Below are 21,695 nucleotides of genomic sequence, written 5' to 3'. Positions count from 1 at the left end.
ACTGGCTGGATCGCAGCGGCCTGCGGCGGCCGCCGATGCGCGAGGACTTCCTCTGGCAGCGCGTCGATCCGGAGTTGCCGCTGTACCTGTTGCAGGAAGGCGATGCGCGCGCGCTGTCGGCGTATCTCTCCTGCCAGCAGGACATCGCCGGCGACGGCTGCGTCGCGCTCGCCATGCTCGCCCATCTCGGCGCGGCGCTCGAAGAAGGTCCCTGGTGCTATCCGCGGCTGTACTGGGAATGCGGGCAGCTCGGCCAGTTGCTCTACCTCGAGGCGGAGGCCGCCGAGCTGTCTGGGACGGGTATCGGCTGCTACTACGACCCCCTGGTGCATGAGCTGCTTGGACTAACGGATGAGTCCATGGCCAGTCTCTACCATTTCACCCTCGGCCGCGCGGTGTGGGACACTCGTCTTTGCAACATGCCCGCGTACCCGGCCTTGCGCCGCGACTAGCCCGTCGACAGCCCGAATTCGAGGAAACACCCCATGACCCAGATACTGGACAACCTGGTGGCTTTGCTGAGCCTGGAACCCATCGAGGAGAACCTGTTCCGGGGCATGAGCCAGGATCTCGGCTTCCGCCAGCTCTATGGCGGCCAGGTCCTGGGCCAGGCACTGTCGGCGGCCAGCCAGACGGTGGAGGACGATCGCCACGTACACTCCATGCACGGCTACTTCCTGCGTCCCGGTGACGCCAGCATGCCGGTGGTCTACCAGGTGGACCGGGTGCGCGACGGCGGCAGCTTCAGCACCCGCCGGGTCACCGCGATCCAGAAAGGCCAGCCGATCTTCACCCTGAGCAGCTCCTTCCAGTACGACGAGGAAGGTTTCCACCACCAGATCGAGATGCCCGAGGTGGTCGGCCCGGATAACTTGCCTTCGGAGCTGGAGCTGACCCGCCAGCGCGCCGAGCGGATTCCCGAGCGCATCCGCGACAAGCTGCTGTATCCGAAGCCCATCGAGATTCGTCCGGTCACCCAGCACGACCCCTACGACCCGCAGCCCGACGAACCGGTGAAGTACCTCTGGTTCCGCGCCGACGGCAAGCTGCCGGACGTCCCGGCGCTGCACAAGTACCTGCTGGCCTACGCCTCGGATTTCGGTTTCCTTACCACCTCGATGCAGCCCCATGCCGTTTCGGTGTGGCAGAAGACCATGCAGGTCGCCAGCCTCGACCACGCCCTGTGGTTCCACCGCGACCTGCGCGCGGACGAGTGGCTGCTCTACGCCATCGACAGCCCCTGGGCCGGCAACGCACGCGGTTTCGTGCGCGGCAGCATCTTCAACCAGAGCGGCCAGCTGGTCGCCTCGTCGAGCCAGGAAGGCCTGATCCGCAAGCGTGAGGACTGGGCGTGAGGCTGGCCGACATCCGCCACTGGGTGTTCGACATGGACGGCACCCTGACCCGGGCCGTGCACGACTTCCCGGCGATCCGCCGAGCGCTGGACATCCCCGAGCAGGACGACATCCTGCTGCACCTCGCCGCCCTGCCCGAGGCTGAGGCGGCGGCCAAGCACGCCTGGCTGCTCGAACACGAGCGCGCCCTGGCCGAGGCCGCGCGGCCGGCGCCGGGCGCACTGGAACTGGTGCGCGAGTTGCAGCGGCGCAGCGTGCGCCTGGGCATCCTGACCCGCAACGACCACCAGTTGGCGCTGATCACCCTCGAAGCGATCGGCCTGGGCGGCTGCTTCCCCACCGAGCACATCCTCGGGCGCGGCGAGGCGCGGCCCAAGCCGGACCCTGATGGCTTGCTGCGCATCGCCCGACGCTGGAACGTGACGCCGGCGGAGCTGGTGATGGTCGGCGACTACCGTTTCGACCTCGACTGCGGACGCGCCGCGGGTAGTCGCACGGTGCTGGTCAACCTGCCGGAAAACCCCTGGCCGGAGCTGGCCGACTGGCACGCTGCCGATTGCCATGCGTTGCTCGAGCAACTGCAAACGCCGTAGGAATATCCGGCGGAAAACCTCGAGGGCGGCAGCGCCAGCGGCTCCCCGAAAACGAAAAAAGCGCAGGAGGCCAGGCTCCTGCGCTTTTTTCCTGCGCATCCGTGCGGGATGCGGCGGCCGTTATCAGCCGTTGATCGCGTCGGTCAGCGCCTTGGCCGGAACGAACTTGGCTACACGCTTGGCAGCGATCTCGATCGCCTTGCCGGTCTGCGGGTTGCGGCCGGTGCGCGCGGGACGCTCGGAGACCTTCAGCTTGCCGATACCCGGCAGGGTGATTTCGCCATCGTTCTCCAGGGCGTCCTTGACGATCTCGGCGAGCTGGTCGAGTGCGCTGCGAACGGTGGTCTTCTGCGCGTCGATGGCTTCGGCGATGTCCTGGATCAGTTGGTCTTTGGTCAGTGCCATGGTGGTGTAGCTCCTTGGTAAAAGACTGCGCGAGGGGCCTCGCACAGAAACGGGCGTGATTTTAAACAGCTTGGCGCGAATAAGGTTCCCTTTTCTCCGCTTATTTGTTTCCTCGCACGACGCGCATGACAGAGCCGTTACAGAGGTTTTCGCGGCTGTCCGGAATGATGCCGGCGTCGGTTGCCCGACGCATCCTCATGGTTCTGCCAGGGGCGCATGCCTCCGGTTCTTAGTTAAGGATTATTGGTTATTTATAGGTTAGGGTTTCATCCATTAGGGTTATAAGCAGGACATCCCGTCCCTTTCCATCACCAGAGCCTGCTTACCTCGCGCCAACGCCTGGCCCTCGCTCCCCGTTCGAGGTGCCGCATGAGCGAAGCCCGGCTCCACTCGCCCGACCCCAGGACACCGCGACCCATGGCCGGTTGGGCGGCAAGCCTGCGCGACAGTGGACTGCTGGCGCTGGCAGTGCCGCGCGCGTTCGCCGGGCTGCTTGCCTGCCTGCGCCGACAGGCCCTGGAAGCCCGTCTGCTGGGCGCTGCCCTGTAGGGACGGGGTTGCATGGAGCAAGGGCGGAAGGGCATCCGGGTGCGCATTCGCGCTCATAAACTAATTCCAAAATATTATTTATATCGAGTTTTTTATATCTGTAATCTGCATCGCACCGGACCACCGGACTCGCTGTCGCCACCCATTGCCCGTCCCTGGTCCGTTCTCCTCCGGAGCGCGGCACCGTTGCCTCCGAGGTTCGCCCGATGAAACGCCCGAATTCCCTGCACCGCCTGGTGGCAGCCCTGGCCTTTGCCAGCCTTTCCGTCGCCGCCCAGGCCGCCGACATCACGGTCGGCTACCAGACCGGCATCGACCCGACCAAGGTGCCCCAGGCCGATGGCCTGTACGAGAAAGCCATCGGCGAGAAGATCGACTGGCGCCGCTTCAACAGCGGTCCGGAAGTGATCGCCGCGCTCGCCTCCGGAGACCTGCAACTCGGCAACATCGGGTCCAGCCCGCTGGCAGCGGCGACCTCGCGGAAGCTGCCGATCGTCGCCTTCATCGTTTCCGCGCAGATCAACGCCGCCGAGGCGCTGGTGGTGCGCAATGGAAGCGGGATCGGGAAACCCGAGGACCTGGTCGGCAAGACCATCGCTACCCCGTTCGTTTCAACCTCCCACTACAGCCTGCTCGGCGCCCTCAAGCACTGGCAGATCGATCCGTCCAAGGTGAAGATCGTCAACCTCAACCCGGCCGAGATCGCTGCCGCCTGGCGTCGCGGCGACATCGACGGGGCCTTCGTCTGGTCGCCGGCGCTGGGCGAGATCAAGAAAAGCGGCAAGGTCCTCACCGACGCCGCCGAAGTCGGCCAGTGGGGTGCGCCGACCTTCGAGGTGTGGGTGGCGCGCAAGGACTTCGCCGAGAAGCATCCTGAAATCGTCGCCCGCTTCGCCCGCGTCAGCCTCGATTCCTTCGCCGACTACAACGCGCACAAGGCCGAATGGACCGCCGACTCCGAGCCGGTGAAGAAGATCGCCCGGCTGACCGGCGCCGATCCCAGGGACGTCCCCGAACTGCTGGCCGGCTCGACCTTCCCGGAAAGCCAGGCGCAACTGTCCGCCGACCTGCTCGGCGGCGGCACCGCCAAGGCTATCGCCGGCACTGCCGAATTCCTCAAGGAACAGAAGCGCGTGCCGGCCGTCCTCGGCGACTACTCGCCCTACGTCAGCGCCGACTTCGTGCGCCAGGCGGAGCAGGTCCAGGTCGGCCAGCGCTGAATTCCGCGCCTCCGCTCCGCCTGTCGAAGCGGAGGCTTTCTTACCCTACGGAGGGCAGAACACATGAGCCGTCTGACGGCCGAGGCGATCAGCCTCTCATTCGAACAGCGCGGCCAGCGCCGCGCCATCCTCCGCGATCTCAGCCTGGGCCTTGCCAAGGGCGAGTCGCTGGTGGTGCTGGGTCCTTCGGGCTGCGGCAAGTCGACACTGCTGAACATCCTCGCCGGTTTCCAGACGCCGGACCAGGGACGCGTGCAGATCGACGGCCGGACACTCGAAGGGCCTGGCGGCGAGCGCGGCGTGGTATTCCAGGACGACGCCCTGATGCCCTGGCTCAACGCCCTCGACAACGTCGCCCTGGGCCTGCGCATCCGTGGCCTGGGCAAGGCCGAGCGCACCGCGCGGGCGCGCCAGGTCCTGCAACTGGTGGGCCTCCAGGAGTACGCCGAGCAGTCCGTCGCCGAGCTCTCCGGCGGCCAGCGGCAACGCCTCGGGCTGGCACGCGCGCTGGCGGTCGAGCCGGACTTCCTGCTGCTCGACGAGCCGTTCGGCGCGCTCGACGCGCTGACCCGCGAGCGCATGCAGGTGCTCCTGCTGGACCTGTGGAAGCAGACCGGCAAGGGCCTCTTCCTGATCACCCACAGCGTCGACGAAGCCCTGTTCCTGGCTACCGACCTGGTGGTGATGGACGGCCCGCCGGCGCGCATCGTCAAGCGCCTGCCGGTGGACTTCGCGCGGCGTTACGCCGCCGGCGAAACGGTGCGTTCGATCAAGTCCGATCCCGAGTTCGGCCGTTTGCGCCAGGCGTTGCTGGACGAATTCCTCGATGTCGCGGAGGCCGAACATGCCCACTGATACCCTCGGACTCGCCGTCGCCAATCCTGTCCCGCGCAAGCGGCGCCTGCCCGGCGACCGTCGGCGCTGGGCCGCCGGTGCCAGCGTGCTGGCCCTGGCCCTGCTGTGGTGGGCGGCGACCCGTTTCGGCTGGGTCGACGTGCTGTTCCTGCCGGCGCCCGAACAGCTCTTCGAAGCCCTGCAACGGCTATGGCAGGAGGGCTACCTCGATGCCAGCCTGCTGCAACACGTCGGCACCAGTCTGCTGCGGGTGCTCCTGGCGCTCGGCGCGGCGGTGCTGACGGCGATCCCGCTGGGCGTGCTGATGGGCCTCAACCCCTTGGCCGGAGCGGCCCTCGATCCGCTGGTGGAGTTCTACCGGCCGATCCCGCCGTTGGCCTACCTGCCGTTGATCGTCATCTGGTTCGGCATCGGCGAGCTGAGCAAGGTGCTGCTGATCTACCTGGCGCTGTTCGCGCCGCTGCTGATCGCTACCGCCGCCGGCGTGCGTCGCGTCGACCGATCGCGGGTGCAGGCGGTGCGCTGCCTGGGGGCCAGCCGCTGGCAGGTGGTGCGCTACGTGATCCTGCCGAGCGCCTTGCCGGAGGTCCTCACCGGCCTGCGCATCGCCCTCGGCGTCGGCTGGTCGACCCTGGTCGCCGCCGAGCTGATCGCGGCCAACCGCGGCCTCGGCTTCATGGTCCAGTCCGCCGCGCAATTCCTCGCCACCGACGTGGTGGTGGTCGGCATCCTGCTGATCGCCGCCATCGCCCTGGCCTTCGAACTGGGGCTGCGCTGGGTCCAGCGGCGCTTCGCCGCCTGGGGTTGAGCGCGAGAGTCCCGAGTCATTTCCGAACCGACCTTCACCCACGCGGCGAAGGCCGGAGCGAGGGCGCGCAGGGCGCGCCCGCAACCTGCCCGACGAGTAGCACGACATGAGCCTGACCATCCAACCCATCAGCCCGGCCCTGGGCGCCATCGTTTCCGGCATCGACCTCGGCGCGCCGCTGGACGACGCCGGCCAGCGGGCCATCGAGCAGGCCCTGCTCGAACACCAGGTGCTGTTCTTCCGCGACCAGTCGCTGGAACCCAGGAGCCAGGCGCGCTTCGCCGCCCGCTTCGGCGACCTGCACATCCATCCGATCTACCCCAGCGTGCCGGAGCAGCCGGAGGTCATCGTCCTCGACACCGCGGTCACCGACGTGCGCGACAATGCCATCTGGCACACCGACGTGACCTTCCTCGAGACCCCGGCGCTGGGAGCCGTGCTCGCCGCCAAGCAATTGCCGCCGTACGGCGGCGACACCCTCTGGGCGAGCAGCACGGCGGCCTACGAGGCGCTGTCGGCGCCGCTGCGGCGTCTGCTGGACGGTCTCACGGCGACCCACGACATCGGCAAGTCCTTCCCCCGCGAGCGCTTCGGCGTCACCGAGGCCGACCTGGCGCGCCTGGAGGAGGCCCGCCTGAAGAATCCGCCGCGCTCGCATCCGGTGGTGCGCACCCATCCGCTCACCGGGCGCAAGGGCCTGTTCGTCAGCGATGGCTTTACCACCCGCATCAACGAACTGGAGCCGGCCGAGAGCGATGCGCTGCTGAAGTTCCTCTTCGCCCATGCCACGCGACCTGAATTCACCGTGCGCTGGCGCTGGCAGGAAAACGACGTGGCGTTCTGGGACAACCGCGTGACGCAGCACTACGCGGTGGACGATTACCGGCCACAGCGGCGGGTCATGCATCGCGCCACCATCCTCGGCGACAAGCCCTTCTGACGACGCCGCGCGCGGGCTTCCTCCGGCGGCCCGCGCCGGCAACTGTCCGTTCCGCCAGCTTTTCCTCTCGAAAAGGTCGCCTCTGCGACATTCGCTGTCGTGTCCCGGCGTGCCGCTCTCGCCTAAGCTTGGCGGGTCCAATTGTTTCGAGAGTTTTCATCCATGCAAGAACGCATCCCGGATGAGCTGACCCTGCCAGAGCTCACCCTGCGTGGCCTGATCCTCGGTGCGCTGATCACCGTGGTCTTCACCGCCTCCAACGTCTACCTCGGTCTGAAGGTCGGCCTGACCTTCGCCTCGTCGATCCCGGCGGCGGTGATCTCGATGGCCGTCCTGCGCTACTTCTCCGGCGCCAACATCCTCGAGAACAACATGGTGCAGACCCAGGCCTCGGCGGCCGGCACTCTGTCCTCGATCATCTTCATCCTTCCCGGCCTGCTGATGATCGGCTACTGGAGTGGCTTCCCGTTCTGGCAGACCGCGGCGATCTGCTCCATCGGCGGCATTCTCGGGGTGCTCTATACCATTCCGCTGCGCCGGGTGATGGTGGTGCAGAGCGAACTGCCGTATCCGGAAGGGGTGGCGGCGGCGGAAATCCTCCGGGTCGGCAGCGACGGCGCCGAGGACGAGGAAGACGCCCGCGCGCCGCGTGCCGCCGGTAACGCGCCGGGGCTCTACGACATCCTCGGCGGCGGCCTGGTGGCGGCGCTGTTCAGCCTCTGGAGCAGCGGCTTCAAGGTTCTCGCCGAAGGCTTCAGCGTCTGGCTCAGTGCCGGGCAGGCGGCGTTCCGCCTTTCCACCGGTTTTTCCCTGGCTCTGGTCGGTGCCGGCTACCTGATGGGCATCACCGCCGGCATCGCGATCCTCATCGGCGTGGTGATCTCCTGGGGCGTCGCGGTGCCGTTGCTGACCGTCAACAGCGTGCCGGCCGACGGCCAGAGCCTGTCGGACCTGGCCACCCAACTGTGGAGTTCGCAGGTGCGCTTCCTCGGCGCCGGCACCATCGGCGTGGCCGCGCTGTGGACCCTGGCGACCCTGTTCAAGCCGATGGTGCGGGGCGTCTGGGCCTCCCTCGGGGCAGTGCGCGGCAATAGCCAGGCGAGCAGCCTGCGCACCGAGCTGGACATGCCGGCCAAGTGGATCCTGCTGATCGCCGGGATACTGCTGGTCTCGCTGTTCGTGGTCTTCAGCCACTTCCTCGGTGCCGCCGCGCCGGACATGGCCAGCCCGCAGTTCTGGAGCCTGGTGGCGGTATGCGTGGTGTTCGCCTTCTTCTTCGGCTTCCTGATCGCCGCCGCCTGCGGCTACATGGCCGGCCTGGTCGGTTCGTCGAGCAGTCCGATCTCGGGGATCGGAATCATCGCGGTCATCCTGGTGTCGTTGCTGATACTCGGCTTCGGCAGCATCGAGGGCGGCCTGCTGGACCGCCAGAACGGCAAGCTGGCGATCGCCCTGGCGCTGTTCACCACCTCGGTGGTGCTGGCCATCGCGGCGATCTCCAACGACAACCTGCAAGACCTCAAGACCGGCTACCTGGTCGGCGCCACGCCCTGGCGCCAGCAGGTCGCGCTGATCGTCGGCTGCATCGTCGGCGCGCTGGTGATCCCCCCGGTGCTGGAACTGCTCTACAGCGCCTACGGCTTCACCGGGGCCCTGCCGCGCGAGGGAATGGACCCCGGCCAGGCCCTGGCCGCGCCGCAGGCGACCCTGATGACGGCGATCGCCAGCGGGATTTTCCACGACGCGCTGAACTGGAACATGATTCTCATCGGCGTCGCCCTGGGCATCGCCCTGATCCTCGTCGACCTGCTCCTGCGCCGTACCGGCAAGGCCTGCCTGCCGGTGCTGGCGGTGGGCCTGGGGATCTACCTGCCGCCGACCATCGGCATGACCCTGGTGGTCGGCGCGCTGATTTCCTGGCTACTGGAAAATGCCCTGAAGAAGCGCGCGGCGGCAGCCGGGGTCGACGAAGAGACCTATGCCGAAGAGCCGAAGCGACGCGGCGTGCTGCTGGCCTCGGGGCTGATCGTCGGCGAGAGCCTGATGGGCATCCTGCTCGCCGGGGTGATCGGCGCCACCGGCGAGGACGCGCCGCTGGCGCTGGCCGGCGCCGGCTTCGCGGGCATCGCCCAGTGGCTGGGACTGGTGGTATTCGTCGCGATCTGCGTGCTGTTCTACCGGCGAGTGCTGGCGCGCTGAGGGATTCGTGGCTGCACGGGGAGGGGATGTTGCCGCTAGCGTCATTCCCTGCGGTCAGGGACGGAGGATGAGGGAAGGGGCGCCCTGCGCGCCCCCTTTTCCTGCACTCAACGCACCAGGTGCAGGAACTGCAGGTGCCGCTCGTACTGGTCGAGCATGTCGTTGATGATCTGCTCCTTGGTGTAGCCCATCAGATCGTAGTCCTGGCTACCTTCGGCGAGATGCACCTCGGCACGGAAGTAGCGGCGATTCTTCAGGTGCAGGCCGCCCATGCCGGCACGCGCGAAGGACGGCGTGAAGTAGCCGCGCATCAGCACCTGGTAGAGGAACCGATGCTGCTCGCCATGACCGATCTCCAGGCTCAGCGAGGCGTTGCCCGGGTCGAGCTGGGCGTCCACCGCCAGGCCCTTCTCGCGGAACACCTCGGAAACCTCGCTGATCGCCGGGCGCACAACGTCGTTCATGAAGCGGTACACCTCGTCCCGCGAGGGGAAGTGCACGGCCTGCGACAGGCGTCGCTTCCAGCCGCCGGAGCGCTTGCCGTTGCCGCTCATCAGCGGCGCCAGGGAGTGGCTCCGCGCCCGCTGGCGCTGCGACTCCATGTAGAAGGCCTTGTGCAGGCCCCACATCATCAATAGCAGGATCAGCGAGAAGGGCAGGGAGGTCAGCACCACCGCCGACTTCAGCGCGTCGATGCTGCCGGCGAACAGCAGCCCGCCGGTGACCAGCGCGGTGACCGAGCCCCAGAACACCCGCAGCCACTTCGGTCCGTCGTCGTCGGCGCTGCCGCCGTGGGCGGAGAGGGTGGAGAGGACCACGGTGCCGGAGTCCGCCGAGGTGACGAAGAAGACGAAGCTGACCAGCACAGTGACGGTGATCACCGCGCGGCTCCAGGGGTAGTTCTGGAGCATCTGGTAGAGGGCCATCGACGGCTGCTCGATGGCCACCCGGCCGAGTTCGCTGGCGCCGCCGAGGGCCTGCTCCAGGGCGCTGTTGCCGAAGATCGACATCCACGCCAGGGTGAAGCCGAGCGGGATGAACAGCACGCCGAAGACGAATTCGCGGATCGTCCGGCCGCGCGAGATGCGCGCGATGAACAGGCCCACGAAGGGCGCCCAGGCGATCCACCAGGCCCAGTAGAACACCGTCCACGAGCCCAGCCAGTCGCTGGGACCACCGTAGGCGTAGAGGTCGAAGCTCTTGCCCGGCAGGTGGCCGAGGTAGTCGCCGACGTTCTGCACCAGGGTGTTGAGCAGGTGCTGGGTCGGACCGGCGAACAGCACGAACAGCAGCAGGCTGCAGGCCAGCAGCATGTTGATGTCGGAGAGGATGCGGATGCCCTTGTCGACCCCGGAGACCGCCACCGAGATCGCCGCGCCCATCATCAGCACGATGAGCGCCATCTGCACCGGGTGGGTATGCGGGATGGCGTACAGGTAGTCCAGCCCGGAGTTGAGCTGGAGCACGCCGAAGCCCATGTCGGCGCCGAGGCCGAACACCGTGGCGATGATGCCGAAGCAGTCCACCGTGTAGCCGATCGGCCCGTTGATGCGCTTGCCGATCAACGGGTAGAGCGCCGAGCGCAGGGCCAGTGGCAGGTTGTGGCGGTAGGCGAAGTAGGCCAGGGCCATCGCCACCAGGGCGAACACGCCCCAGCCGTGCAGGCCCCAGTGCAGGAACAGCAGTTCCATGGCCTGCCGCGCGGCTTCCTGGGTTCCGGCCTCGCCTTGCGGCGGCTGGAGGAAGTGGGTCAACGGCTCGGATACGCAGAAGAAGAACAGGGTGATGCTGATGCCGGCGGCGAACAGCATGCCGGCCCAGGACAGGTAGCTGAATTCCGGCTCGTCGTGGTCGGCACCGAGCTTGATCTTGCCGTAGCCGGAAAGCGCGGTGACCACCACGAAGATCAGGTACAGCGTCATCGCCAGCAGGTAGTACCAACCGACGGTCTGCGAGGCCCAGGTCTGTGCGGCCAGCAGCCATTCGCCGGCGCGCTGGGGGAAGCCGATGACCACCGCGGCGAACAGCAGGATCAGGATCGCCGCACCGTAGAACACCGGGGGATTCATGCGGATGGGCGTGGGGGTGGAGGGGGTGGCGGAGGGCGATTGTGCGTCAGTCAAAACAGGCTGGTCTCCTCGTCCTTAATTTGATCAAGCGTTCAATATAAACACGATCAAGGGCTCGGGAGCCAATCCTTCGGACGTATGGAAGCCTTCGGCGCCGCGCTTTTCCCGCACGTTCGCCGAAGGATTCCTTCAGTTCGCCGCCAGTCCCAGGCGCCGCCTTCCCGCCTCCTCGTCGCCGCCTGCCTGCTCGGTGGCCAGTTGCAGGAGCAGGGCCTGTACCTGCTCCAGCGACGGCGCTCTGGCTTGGCCGAGCAGGCGCCGCAGACCGGCCAGCGATGGGTCTGGCGTTGCCCCGCCAAAATTCAGATGCTGCGGCAGGATTTCTTCCTTGTCGCTGACCAGCAGGGCGAAGTGGACGACGTTTTCCAGCTCGCGGATGTTGCCTGGCCAGGGATAGCTCTCGAGGACCCGCTGGGTTTCCACGCCGATGGCCGGCACCGGCAGGTCCAGGCGCTGGGCATAGACGCCGATGAAGTATTCCGCCAGCGGCAGGATGTCTCCCGGACGTTCGCGCAATGGCGGCAGGCTCAGGCGGCCGTCGTGCAGGTACTGCTGCAGGCCGGCCAGGAACTTGCCGGCGCGCACCGCCTGGTCCAGGTCGACGCTGGTGGCGGTGACCAGGCGCACGTCATGGGGAATCGGCTGCTGCGCGCCGACCCGCAGCACCTCGCGTTCCTCCAGCGTCTGTAGCAGCCTGGCCTGCAACGTCAGCGGCAGGTCGCCGATCTCGTCCAGGTACAGGGTGCCGCCATTGGCCGAACCGAACCAGCCGGCGCGGCTGCCGACCGGGCCGTTGTGGGCGCCGGGGGCGTAGCCGAACAGCTCGGCTTCGGCGTGGTTGCGACTGAGGGCGCTGCAACTGACCGCGACGAACAGACCGGCGCGTTCGCTGTGGCGGTGGATCTGCCGGGCGAGCAGCTCCTTGCCGGTGCCGGTCTCGCCTTCGATCAGCACCGGCTGGCCCTGCGGCGCGAGGCGCTCGAGTTCTTCGCGGACCCGGTGCGAGCGTGGGTCGAAGAACACCAGGGCCTTGGCGCGGATGCTCAGCGGACTGCGGTCGGCGTCGGGGAAGGTCAACGGCGCGGGGCGTGGTTTCTCGCTCATGGGTAACTCCTTGACGGCACGGGGCGCCTCCAGCGCCTGCGCCGCGACGACGGACCGGGACGGCTGCGGGCGGGGGCCGTTGCGGAAAAAGAAACGCCGGTGCAAGCCATGCGACACCGGCGTGAACAAGGGGCGCTGCAACGGCGCCCAGCGTGGGAGTCGGGACGGGCTGGGGTCAGAAGGCCGGGACCACCGCGCCGGCATATTTCTTCTCGATGAAGGCTTTCACTTCCGGGCTGGTCAGCGCGGCGGAAAGCTTCTTCAGGGCGTCGCTGTCCTTGTTGTCCGGACGCGCCACCAGGTAGTTCACATAGGGCGAGTCGCGGTCTTCCAGGACCAGCGCGTCCTTGGCCGGGTTGAGCTTGGCCTCCAGCGCGTAGTTGGTGTTGATAAGGTCCAGGTCGACCTGGTCCAGCACGCGTGGCAACAGGGCCGATTCGAGTTCCTTGAACTTCAGGTTCTTCGGGTTCTCGGCGATGTCCTTGGGCGTGGCCAGGGCGTTGTTCGGGTCCTTCAGCTTGAGCAGGCCGGCCTTCTGCAACAGCAGCAGGGCGCGCCCGCTGTTGCTGCCTTCGTTGGGGATGGCGACGGTGGCGCCGTCGGGCAGCTCGGCCAGCGACTTGTATTTCCTCGAATAGCCACCGAAGGGTTCGACGTGTACGCCGACCACGGTGACCAGGTTGGTGCCCTTGCCTTTGTTGAAGTTCTCCAGGTACGGCAGGGTCTGGAAGTAGTTGGCGTCCAGGCGCTTCTCGGCGACCTGCACGTTGGGCTGCACGTAGTCGGTGAACACCTTGATCTGCAGGTCGACGCCTTCCTTCGCCAGGGTCGGCTTGATCAGCTCAAGGATTTCCGCATGGGGGATCGGCGTGGCGGCGACGATGAGCTTTTCCGCGGCGCTGGCGGAAACGCTGATGACGGAGGCCAGGGCAGTCAGCAGGAGCAGTTTTTTCATTCTTCGATCCTTGTAGGGCGATGTCCGCCGCTGCGCGCAGGGCGGTGAAGGAGGGGCGCCAACACGCGAGGGGCGGCTTGAAGGGGAGAGTAGCGACTCTTTTTATTCCATAAAAATATTATTTATTTATTTTTATATTCTATTAATGAATATGCGAGAGCTGAGGCAATTTGTCTCGCGACAACCGACCACAGCAGGACGGTCTAGGCTAACGGGTAAGATTTTCGTACCGAATTGCTCTGCATCAAGGCGGGTGGTCCGGGAATCTGCTTGCGACCCTTCCCGCATTCCTGCCATCCAGGGCTGCGGTCGCTTTCCAATGACAAGAACGATAGCTGAAGGATGTGTTCCAAAACCTTGCGTAGCGTTGCGCGTGAGGAAGCACGGCCGAATCCGCACGTAAGCCGGAAGGGCCGAGAACCTGAAGAGGAGTTGCCATGTTCGGATTGGAGGCTATCGACCTTGCCCGCATCCAGTTCGCGTTCACCGTGTCCTTCCACATCATCTTCCCGGCGATCACCATCGGGTTGGCCAGCTACCTGGCCGTACTGGAAGGCCTCTGGCTGAAAACGAACGAAGAGGTCTACCGCGACCTCTATCATTTCTGGTCGAAGATTTTCGCGGTCAACTTCGGCATGGGCGTGGTGTCCGGGCTGGTCATGGCGTACCAGTTCGGCACCAACTGGAGCCATTTCTCCGACTTCGCCGGGTCCATCACCGGTCCGCTGCTGACCTACGAGGTGCTCACCGCGTTCTTCCTCGAGGCCGGTTTCCTCGGTGTCATGCTGTTCGGCTGGAACCGCGTGGGACCGGGCCTGCATTTCTTCGCCACGGTGATGGTGGCGATCGGCACGCTGATCTCGACGTTCTGGATCCTCGCTTCCAACAGCTGGATGCAGACCCCGCAGGGCTTCGAGATCGTCGACGGCCGGGTGATCCCGGTGGACTGGGTGGCGGTGATCTTCAACCCGTCGTTCCCCTACCGCCTGCTGCACATGTCGGTCGCCGCGTTCCTCGCCACCGCCTTCTTCGTCGGCGCCTCGGCCGCCTGGCACTTGCTGCGCGGGCGCGACAACCCGGCGATCCGCAAGATGCTCTCGATGGCCATGTGGATGGCGCTGATCGTCGCCCCGGTACAGGCGCTGATCGGCGACGCCCATGGCCTCAACACCCTGGAGCACCAGCCGGCGAAGATCGCCGCGATGGAAGGCCACTGGGACAACAGCAGCGGCGAGCCGACCCCGCTGATCCTGTTCGGCTGGCCGGACATGCAGCGCGAGGAAACCCGCTTCAAGGTGGAGATCCCGGTGCTCGGCAGCCTGATCCTCAAGCACAGCCTGACCGAGCCGATCCCGGCGCTGAAGGACTTCCCGCCGGAAGACCGGCCGAACTCCACCGTGGTGTTCTGGTCGTTCCGGATCATGGCCGGCCTCGGCATGCTGATGATCCTGGTCGGCGTCTGGAGCCTGTGGCTGCGCTGGCGCGGCCAGGACAAGCTGTTCAACTCGAAGGCCTTCCTGCGCCTGACCCTGCTGATGGGACCGTCCGGCCTGATCGCGATCCTCGCCGGCTGGTTCACCACCGAGATGGGCCGCCAGCCCTGGGTGGTCTACGGACTGATGCGCACCGCCGACGCCTCCTCGGCGCAGAGCGTGACGCAGATGAGCCTGACCCTGCTGACCTTCGTGGTGGTGTACTTCTCGCTGTTCGGCGTCGGTATCGGCTACATGATGCGCCTGGTGCGCAAGGGCCCGGTCACCCATGAGGGACGCGAGACCAACCCGGGAGGCGCCGGGCAGAAGCGCACGCCGGCGCGGCCGTTGTCGGCCGCCGGCGAAGGTTTCGACGAAGAGCACGACGGCCACGCGCAAGCGGCCGACCGCGACCAGGACAAGAGGAACTGAGACATGGGTATCGATCTTCCCCTCATCTGGGCGGTCATCATCATCTTCGGCATCATGATGTACGTGGTGATGGACGGCTTCGACCTGGGCATCGGCATGCTCTATCCGTTCTTCAAGGACAGCGGCGACCGCGATGTGATGATGAACACCGTGGCGCCAGTCTGGGACGGCAACGAGACCTGGCTGGTGCTGGGCGGCGCGGCGTTGTTCGGGGCCTTCCCGCTGGCCTACGCGGTGGTCCTGTCGGCGCTCTACCTGCCGTTGATCTTCATGCTCGTCGGGCTGATCTTCCGCGGCGTCGCCTTCGAGTTCCGCTTCAAGGCCAAGCCGGCCAAGCAGCACATCTGGGACAAGGCGTTCATCGGCGGTTCGCTGGTGGCGACCTTCTTCCAGGGCGTGGCGCTGGGCGCCTTCATCGAAGGCATCCCGGTGGAGAACCGCAGCTTCGCCGGCGGTTCGCTGGACTGGATCGCGCCGTTCCCGCTGTTCTGCGGCCTGGCCCTGATCGTCGCCTACACCCTGCTTGGCTGCACCTGGCTGATCATGAAGACCGAAGGCCGCCTGCAGGAGCGCATGCACGACCTGGCGCGCCCGCTGGCGCTGGTGCTGCTGGCGATCATCGGGGTGGTCAGCCTGTGGACGCCGCTGGCCCATGCCGAGATCGCCGCACGCTGGTTCAGCCTGCCGAACCTGTTCTGGTTCCTGCCGGTGCCGATCCTGGTCCTGGTGACTTTCTATGCGCTGCTGCGCTCGGTGGCCAACAACGACCACGTGAAGCCGTTCGTGCTCACCCTGGTGTTGATCTTCCTCGGCTACAGCGGCCTGGGGATCAGCCTGTGGCCGAACATCATCCCGCCGGCGGTGAGCATCTGGGAGGCCTCGGCGCCGCCGCAGAGCCAGGGCTTCATGCTGGTCGGCGCGCTGTTCATCATTCCCTTCATCCTCGGCTACACCGCCTGGAGCTACTACGTGTTCCGCGGCAAGGTGAAGCACGGCGATGGCTATCACTGAGGAGGCGCCGCATATGGTCCGTACGCCGAGTCATCCCGAACGAGATAACGCGGCCAAACCACCGCTCTGGCGACGCCTGGCCTGGTTGGCGGGCATCTGGACCGCCAGCGTGCTGGCCCTGGGCGTCGCCGCCTGGCTGATGCGCCTGTTCATGAGCGCGGCGGGGCTGGGCGTCCCGCACTGATCGACGATCCCATCCGGGCGCTCCGGCGCCCTTTTCCGAGAGCCCTCCGCTGGAGGGCTTCTTTTTGTCCGCCGATCCGCCAGTGCTCGGTGTTGCGCCGTAGGGCGTCAATCCTCGCGTTCCCGCCTTGCACCATGGCGGATAACCGCGCTGCGGTTATGCGCCCTACGGGAGCCTTGGCGGCGGATGCGCCCTAGCGGCGCCTTGGTAGGGCGGATAACGACGCAGGCGTTATCCGCCGAATTGCCATGGCTTGGCGTTGCGCCGTGGGGCATCAGTCCTCGCGGCCCCTGACCCGTGCCAGTTGCTCCAGTCGCCCCAGGTAGTCGCGCGGGGTTTCGCCGAGCAGGCGACGGAACATGCTGCTGAAGGCCCGCGTACTACCGTAGCCGAGGTCGCGGGCGACCACCTGCACGCTGTCGCCGGCCAGCAGGCGCGGCAGGGCTTCGGTCAGGCGCAGTTGCTGGCGCCACTCATGGAAGCTCATCTGCAATTCCTGGGCGAACAGCCGCGCCAGGGTGCGCGAGCTGGCGCCGACCCGCAGGCCCCAGTCATCGAGGGTCAGCCCCAGTTCCGGCTGTTTCAGCAATGCCTGGCAGATCGCCTGCAAGCGGCGGTCGCGGGGCATCGGCAGGTACAGCGGCATCCGTTCGAGGTTGGCGATCTCGCTGAGGATCAGCCCTTGCAGGCGCTGGCGGAAGTCGTCCAGGCGCGGCTGGCTCTCGAGGTGGATGGCGCGCAGGATCATTTCCCGCAGCAGCGGCGTCACCGCCAGTACGCAACAGTCGCTTAGCGGTGTCGGCGTTTCGGGTTGCTCGATGAACAGGGTGCGCATGTGCACCTCGCCGGACATGAATATCTCGTGCTCCACCCGGGGCGGAATCCATACCGCGCGGGTCGGCGGGATCACCCAGGCGCCGTGGTGGGTGGCCAGGCGCATCAGGCCGCGAGCGGCGTAGAGGAACTGCGCCTGCGGGTGGAAATGCCGCCCCAGGTGATGGCTGTCGGGGAAGTCGAGGGAGATGGCGGCCAGCAGGCCGTCCGGGCGGTGCTCGATCAGCATGTCCGTTTCGATGACCTCGCTGTCCTGTCTGCGCTTTTCGGTCAACCTATCATGCCCGGGTCATGACGCCCATTCCTCACCGACCATTCAGACCGCACGCCATGAACCGACCTCGAACCGTTATCCGCTTCATCAACGCCGCGCATGTCATCGACCACATGTTCATGCTGATCTTCCCCGCCGCCGTGCTCGGCATGGCCGGCAGCTTCGACCTCGACTACGCCGGTCTGATCGGCCTGTCGCTGGGCGGTTTCATCGCCTTCGGCGCCTGTTCGCTGCCGGCCGGCTGGCTGGGCGATACCTGGAGCCGGCGGCGGATGATGCTGCTGTTCTTCTTCGGTATCGGCGCCGCCGCACTGCTCACCGGGCTGGCTGGCAGCGTACCGATGCTGGTGACCGGGCTGACCCTGATCGGGGTATTCGCCGCGATCTACCACCCGGTCGGCACCGCGATGCTGGTGGCACACGCGGAGAACCGCGGCCGCGAGATCGGCATCAACGGTATGTGGGGTAACCTCGGGGTCGCCTTCGCCGCGCTGCTTACCGGCTTTCTCACCGCGCACTTCGGTTGGCGTGCGGCGTTCATCCTGCCCGGCGGGGTGGCCATCCTGCTCGGCATCGGCTTTTTCTTCTGCGTGCGCGAGGAGCCATCGCCGCACCTGTCGGCCAAGGCCGCGGCGCGTGGCGAGGACAGCGAGGGTCTGTCGATGCGCCGGGTGTTCGGCGTGCTGGCGCTGGTCACCGCCACCGGCGGGGTGGTGTTCAACGCCAGCACCGTGACCTACCCGAAGCTGTTCCAGGAGCGCCTGAGCGACTGGCTGGCGTCGCCGCAGACCCTTGGCGTGGTGGTCAGCCTGGCCTATGCCTTCGGCGCGGTGGCGCAACTGATCATGGGCCGCCTGATCGATCGCCTGAACCTGAAGTTGCCGTTCGTCTTCCTCACCTTCTGCCAGGTGCCGCTGCTGCTGGCCCTGGCCTACGGCCACGGCAGCGCAGTGGTACTGTTCGGCGCGCTGTTCATGTTCGCGGTGTTCGGCCAGGTGACGGTGAACGACGCGATGGTCGCCCACTTCGTCGCGCCGCAGTGGCAGGCGCGGGTCTTCGCCCTGCGCTATTTCCTGTCGTTCGGCGCCAGCGCGGCGGCGATCCCGATGATCGCCTACCTGGAGCCACGGCAGGGGCTGCTGGGGTTGTACCTGGTACTGGCGGGCTTCGCCGCGCTGACCTTCGCCGCGGCGCTGGTGTTTCCGCGTCCGGCGCGCAGCGCCGCGGTGGGCACCTGAGGAAGAGGGCGCCCGGACAGTGCGAGCCGGCCGGGCGCCGATGGCTCAACGCCGTATCAGAGCAGTTCGACCGCCACGGCGGTGGCTTCGCCGCCGCCGATGCACAGCGAGGCGACGCCGCGCTTGCCGCCTTTCTGGCGCAGGGCGTTGATCAGGGTGAGGATGATCCGCGAGCCGGTGGAGCCGACCGGATGGCCCTGGGCGCAGGCGCCGCCATAGACATTGACCTTGGCATGATCGAGGCCGTGTTCGCGCATGGCGAGCATGGTGACCATGGCGAAGGCTTCGTTGATCTCGAACAGGTCGACGTCGTCCTTGTTCCAGCCGGTCCTGGCGAACAGGTTGGTCATCGCGCCGATCGGCGCCAGGGTGAACTCGCTCGGGTCCTGGCTCTGGGTGGCATGGCCGACGATTCGCGCCAGCGGCTTCAGGCCACGGCGCTGGGCTTCCTCGGCGGTCATCAGGACCAGCGCGGAGGCGCCGTCGGAGATCGAGCTGGCATTGGCGGCGGTGATGGTGCCGTCCTTGCGGAACGCCGGCTTGAGGCTCGGGATCTTCTCCAGGTTGGCGGTCAGCGGTTGCTCGTCGTCCTTCACCACGCTCTCGCCCTTGCGGCTGGTGACGGTGACCGGGACGATTTCCGCCGCCAGCGAGCCATCGGCGATGGCGGCCTGGGCGCGCTTGAGCGATTCGATGGCATAGGCGTCCATCTCCTCGCGGGTCACGCCGTACTTGTCGGCGGTCTCCTGGGCGAACGAACCCATCAAACGGCCGGTACGGGCGTCCTCGAGGCCGTCGAGGAACATGTGGTCCTTGATCTCGCCGTGGCCCATGCGCAGGCCGCTGCGGGCTTTCTCCAGGACATAGGGCGCGTTGGACATGCTTTCCATGCCACCGGCGACCATCACCTGGTTGGTGCCAGCCTTGAGCAGGTCGTGGGCCAGCATCACCGCCTTCATCCCGGAGCCGCACAGCTTGTTGATGGTGGTGCAGCCGGTGGCGGCGGGCAGGCCGGCCGCCAGCGCGGCCTGGCGGGCCGGGCCCTGCTTCAGGCCGGCGGGCAGGACGCAACCCATGATCACTTCCTGTACGTCCTCGGCGGCGATGCCGGCGCGCTGCACCGCTTCGCGGATCACGACGGCACCCAGGTCGACCGCGGAAACGCCGGTCAGGCTGCCCTGGAAGCCGCCCATAGGAGTACGGGCGCCGGCGACGATGACGATATCGGACATGGAACGTTACCTCTTGTTCTGGATAGGGTCTGAACGATTCAGTGGGCGGATTCTATCTTGTGACCGGGAGGCTCCGAAAGGTCACGGGGCAAATCACTCTTTTGACTGATGAACAAAGCCCGCCGACGGCTCTAGAGTCGGCCTCATCCTGACAACGAACCCGCTCCCAGGTGTACGCCCCATGCTGAAGACCCGTCTCATCCCGGCCGCCGCCGGCGCTTATCAGTATCCGTTGCTGATCAAGAGCCTGATGCTTTCCGGCCGTCGTTACGAAAAGAGTCATGAAATCGTCTACCGCGACCAGTTGCGCTACAGCTACGCCACCTTCAACGAGCGCGTCGCGCGCCTGGCCAACGTACTCAGCGAGGCCGGGGTGAAGGCCGGCGACACGGTGGCGGTGATGGACTGGGACAGCCATCGCTACCTGGAATGCATGTTCGCCATCCCGATGATCGGGGCGGTGCTGCATACCATCAATATCCGCCTCTCCCCGGAGCAGATCCTCTACACCATGAACCACGCCGAGGATCGCTTCGTGCTGGTGAACAGCGAGTTCGTCCCGCTCTACCAGGCGGTGGCGGGGCAGCTGGCCACGGTGGAGCGGACCATCCTGCTCACCGACGGCGCGGAGAAGAGCGCGGAACTGCCCGGCCTGGTCGGCGAATACGAGTCGCTGCTGGCCGCGGCCAGCCCGCGCTACGACTTCCCCGATTTCGACGAGAACTCTATCGCCACCACCTTCTACACCACCGGCACCACCGGCAATCCGAAAGGTGTGTATTTCAGCCACCGGCAACTGGTCCTGCACACCCTGGCGATGGCTTCGACCATCGGCAGCCTGGACAGCATCCGCCTGCTCGGTACCAGCGACGTGTACATGCCGATCACCCCGATGTTCCATGTCCACGCCTGGGGCACTCCGTACGTGGCGACCATGCTCGGGGTCAAGCAGGTCTATCCCGGGCGTTACGATCCGGAACTGCTGGTCGAACTGTGGAAGCGCGAGAAGGTCACCTTCTCCCACTGCGTGCCGACCATCCTGCAGATGGTGATGAACGCCAGGGCCGCCCAGGGCGTGGACTTCAAGGGCTGGAAGGTGATCATCGGCGGGAGCGCGCTGAACCGCTCGCTCTACGAGGCGGCCAAGGCGCGCGGCATCCAGCTGACCGCCGCCTACGGCATGTCGGAGACCTGTCCGCTGATTTCCTGCGCCTACCTCAACGACGAACTGCTGGCCGGAAGCGAGGACGAGCGCACCACCTACCGGATCAAGGCCGGCGTGCCGGTGCCGCTGGTGGATGCGGCGATCATGGACGAACAGGGCCGCTTCCTCCCGGCCGACGGCGAGTCCCAGGGCGAGCTGGTGTTGCGCTCGCCATGGCTGACCCAGGGGTATTTCCGCGAACCCGAGCGCGGCGAGGAGTTGTGGCGCGGCGGCTGGATGCACACCGGCGACGTGGCGACCCTGGACGGCATGGGCTTCATCGAGATCCGCGACCGCATCAAGGACGTGATCAAGACCGGCGGCGAGTGGCTGTCCTCCCTGGAGCTGGAAGACCTGATCAGCCGCCATCCGGCGGTACGCGAAGTGGCGGTGGTCGGGGTGCCCGATCCGCAATGGGGCGAGCGCCCGTTCGCCCTGCTGGTGGTGCGCGAGGGCCAGCAACTGGACGCCCGGGGCCTGAAGGAGCACCTCAAGCCTTTCGTCGAGCAGGGCAACATCAACAAGTGGGCGATCCCCTCGCAGATCGCGGTTGTTACCGATATTCCCAAGACCAGCGTCGGCAAGCTGGACAAGAAGCGCATCCGTATCGAGATCGCCCAGTGGCAGGAAGCTGGCAGCGCCTTCCTGTCGACCGTCTGACGGGGCTTTCCTACACCGCTGAAACGCCCGGAGGCCAAGCAA

18 protein-coding genes and 2 pseudogenes are annotated in these 21,695 nt (G+C 66.6%); 14 read left to right on the top strand and 6 right to left on the bottom strand.

The window, feature by feature from the left end; genetic code table 11:
• The 3 genes and pseudogenes from HMPREF2581_RS09980 to HMPREF2581_RS09970 form a co-directional block, all read left to right on the top strand.
• Nucleotides 1-452 (top strand): annotated as a pseudogene (locus HMPREF2581_RS09980) (SagB/ThcOx family dehydrogenase); the annotation flags it as partial.
• A 33-nt stretch (nt 453-485) separates the two neighbouring features.
• Nucleotides 486-1,355, top strand: coding sequence for an acyl-CoA thioesterase II (gene tesB, locus HMPREF2581_RS09975; RefSeq protein WP_003093084.1), 870 nt, complete (start codon nt 486-488; stop codon nt 1,353-1,355).
• Nucleotides 1,352-1,948, top strand: coding sequence for an HAD family hydrolase (locus HMPREF2581_RS09970; protein WP_003137727.1), 597 nt, complete (start codon nt 1,352-1,354; stop codon nt 1,946-1,948). The genes tesB and HMPREF2581_RS09970 overlap by 4 nt, the downstream gene beginning before the upstream one ends.
• Before the next feature lie 123 nt (nt 1,949-2,071).
• Here the strand turns inward: HMPREF2581_RS09970 and HMPREF2581_RS09965 are convergent, their stop codons facing one another.
• The gene (locus tag HMPREF2581_RS09965; RefSeq protein WP_223198316.1) at nt 2,072-2,398 is read right to left on the bottom strand and encodes an HU family DNA-binding protein; all 327 of its coding nucleotides are present in this window, start codon (nt 2,396-2,398) and stop codon (nt 2,072-2,074) included.
• A 324-nt stretch (nt 2,399-2,722) separates the two neighbouring features.
• Between HMPREF2581_RS09965 and HMPREF2581_RS09960 the strand changes: the two are divergent.
• The 6 genes and pseudogenes from HMPREF2581_RS09960 to HMPREF2581_RS09935 all read left to right on the top strand — a co-directional run.
• Nucleotides 2,723-2,845, top strand: a pseudogene (locus tag HMPREF2581_RS09960) (acyl-CoA dehydrogenase); the annotation flags it as partial.
• A 263-nt stretch (nt 2,846-3,108) separates the two neighbouring features.
• Nucleotides 3,109-4,122: a taurine ABC transporter substrate-binding protein gene (gene tauA / locus HMPREF2581_RS09955; protein ID WP_003114314.1), complete on the top strand. Its 1,014-nt coding sequence runs from the start codon at nt 3,109-3,111 to the stop codon at nt 4,120-4,122.
• Between the two features lie 63 nt (nt 4,123-4,185).
• Nucleotides 4,186-4,977 carry a taurine ABC transporter ATP-binding protein gene (locus HMPREF2581_RS09950; protein ID WP_003137728.1) on the top strand — a complete coding sequence of 264 codons (792 nt, stop codon included), beginning with the start codon at nt 4,186-4,188 and terminating at the stop codon, nt 4,975-4,977.
• Nucleotides 4,967-5,785, top strand: a complete 819-nt coding sequence (locus HMPREF2581_RS09945) for an ABC transporter permease subunit (protein ID WP_003114312.1) — start codon at nt 4,967-4,969, stop codon at nt 5,783-5,785. The genes HMPREF2581_RS09950 and HMPREF2581_RS09945 overlap by 11 nt, the downstream gene beginning before the upstream one ends.
• Before the next feature lie 106 nt (nt 5,786-5,891).
• Entirely contained in the window at nt 5,892-6,725 is an 834-nt protein-coding gene (gene tauD, locus HMPREF2581_RS09940; protein ID WP_003137729.1) for a taurine dioxygenase, read from the top strand.
• 162 nt (nt 6,726-6,887) lie between these two features.
• The gene (locus HMPREF2581_RS09935) at nt 6,888-8,924 is read left to right on the top strand and encodes an OPT family oligopeptide transporter (protein ID WP_003137730.1); all 2,037 of its coding nucleotides are present in this window, start codon (nt 6,888-6,890) and stop codon (nt 8,922-8,924) included.
• Between the two features lie 107 nt (nt 8,925-9,031).
• Here the strand turns inward: HMPREF2581_RS09935 and betT are convergent, their stop codons facing one another.
• From betT to HMPREF2581_RS09920, 3 genes are all read right to left on the bottom strand, one after another.
• Complete coding sequence (betT, locus tag HMPREF2581_RS09930; RefSeq protein ID WP_003119234.1) at nt 9,032-10,993, bottom strand: choline BCCT transporter BetT; 1,962 nt, start codon at nt 10,991-10,993, stop codon at nt 9,032-9,034.
• A 189-nt stretch (nt 10,994-11,182) separates the two neighbouring features.
• A complete protein-coding gene (locus HMPREF2581_RS09925) occupies nt 11,183-12,157 on the bottom strand; it encodes a sigma 54-interacting transcriptional regulator (RefSeq protein ID WP_003093063.1) in 975 nt (324 codons plus the stop codon).
• 175 nt (nt 12,158-12,332) lie between these two features.
• Nucleotides 12,333-13,112, bottom strand: a complete 780-nt coding sequence (locus HMPREF2581_RS09920; RefSeq protein WP_003093057.1) for a MetQ/NlpA family ABC transporter substrate-binding protein — start codon at nt 13,110-13,112, stop codon at nt 12,333-12,335.
• Nucleotides 13,113-13,549: 437 nt separating this feature from the next.
• On the opposite strand from HMPREF2581_RS09920, the gene cioA reads away from it, so the two are divergent.
• The 3 genes from cioA to HMPREF2581_RS09905 are packed head-to-tail and all read left to right on the top strand — an operon-like array spanning nt 13,550 to nt 16,211.
• Nucleotides 13,550-15,016: a cyanide-insensitive cytochrome bd quinol oxidase subunit I gene (cioA, locus tag HMPREF2581_RS09915; protein ID WP_003093054.1), complete on the top strand. Its 1,467-nt coding sequence runs from the start codon at nt 13,550-13,552 to the stop codon at nt 15,014-15,016.
• A 3-nt stretch (nt 15,017-15,019) separates the two neighbouring features.
• Complete coding sequence (gene cioB, locus HMPREF2581_RS09910) at nt 15,020-16,027, top strand: cyanide-insensitive cytochrome bd quinol oxidase subunit II (RefSeq protein ID WP_003093053.1); 1,008 nt, start codon at nt 15,020-15,022, stop codon at nt 16,025-16,027.
• 13 nt (nt 16,028-16,040) lie between these two features.
• The gene (locus HMPREF2581_RS09905; protein ID WP_003132613.1) at nt 16,041-16,211 is read left to right on the top strand and encodes a DUF2474 domain-containing protein; all 171 of its coding nucleotides are present in this window, start codon (nt 16,041-16,043) and stop codon (nt 16,209-16,211) included.
• 274 nt (nt 16,212-16,485) lie between these two features.
• Here the strand turns inward: HMPREF2581_RS09905 and HMPREF2581_RS09900 are convergent, their stop codons facing one another.
• The gene (locus HMPREF2581_RS09900) at nt 16,486-17,274 is read right to left on the bottom strand and encodes an AraC family transcriptional regulator (RefSeq protein ID WP_003137733.1); all 789 of its coding nucleotides are present in this window, start codon (nt 17,272-17,274) and stop codon (nt 16,486-16,488) included.
• A gap of 101 nt (nt 17,275-17,375) precedes the next feature.
• Here HMPREF2581_RS09900 and HMPREF2581_RS09895 point away from each other — a divergent pair, with 101 nt between their 5' ends.
• On the top strand, nt 17,376-18,557 hold the full coding sequence (locus HMPREF2581_RS09895) for an MFS transporter (RefSeq protein WP_003137735.1): 1,182 nt from the start codon (nt 17,376-17,378) through the stop codon (nt 18,555-18,557).
• A gap of 56 nt (nt 18,558-18,613) precedes the next feature.
• Here HMPREF2581_RS09895 and HMPREF2581_RS09890 read toward each other — a convergent pair whose 3' ends face one another.
• A complete protein-coding gene (locus HMPREF2581_RS09890; protein ID WP_003137737.1) occupies nt 18,614-19,789 on the bottom strand; it encodes an acetyl-CoA C-acyltransferase in 1,176 nt (391 codons plus the stop codon).
• A gap of 181 nt (nt 19,790-19,970) precedes the next feature.
• Between HMPREF2581_RS09890 and HMPREF2581_RS09885 the strand changes: the two genes are divergently transcribed.
• On the top strand, nt 19,971-21,653 hold the full coding sequence (locus tag HMPREF2581_RS09885) for a fatty acid--CoA ligase (protein WP_003137739.1): 1,683 nt from the start codon (nt 19,971-19,973) through the stop codon (nt 21,651-21,653).
• The last annotated feature ends 42 nt before the right edge of the window (nt 21,654-21,695 follow it).

The organism is Pseudomonas sp. HMSC057H01, from assembly GCF_001836405.1.
Lineage (GTDB): Bacteria > Pseudomonadota > Gammaproteobacteria > Pseudomonadales > Pseudomonadaceae > Pseudomonas > Pseudomonas aeruginosa.
The sequence above is the reverse complement of the archived record's forward strand: the minus strand, read 5'-3'. Positions and strand labels throughout refer to the sequence as shown.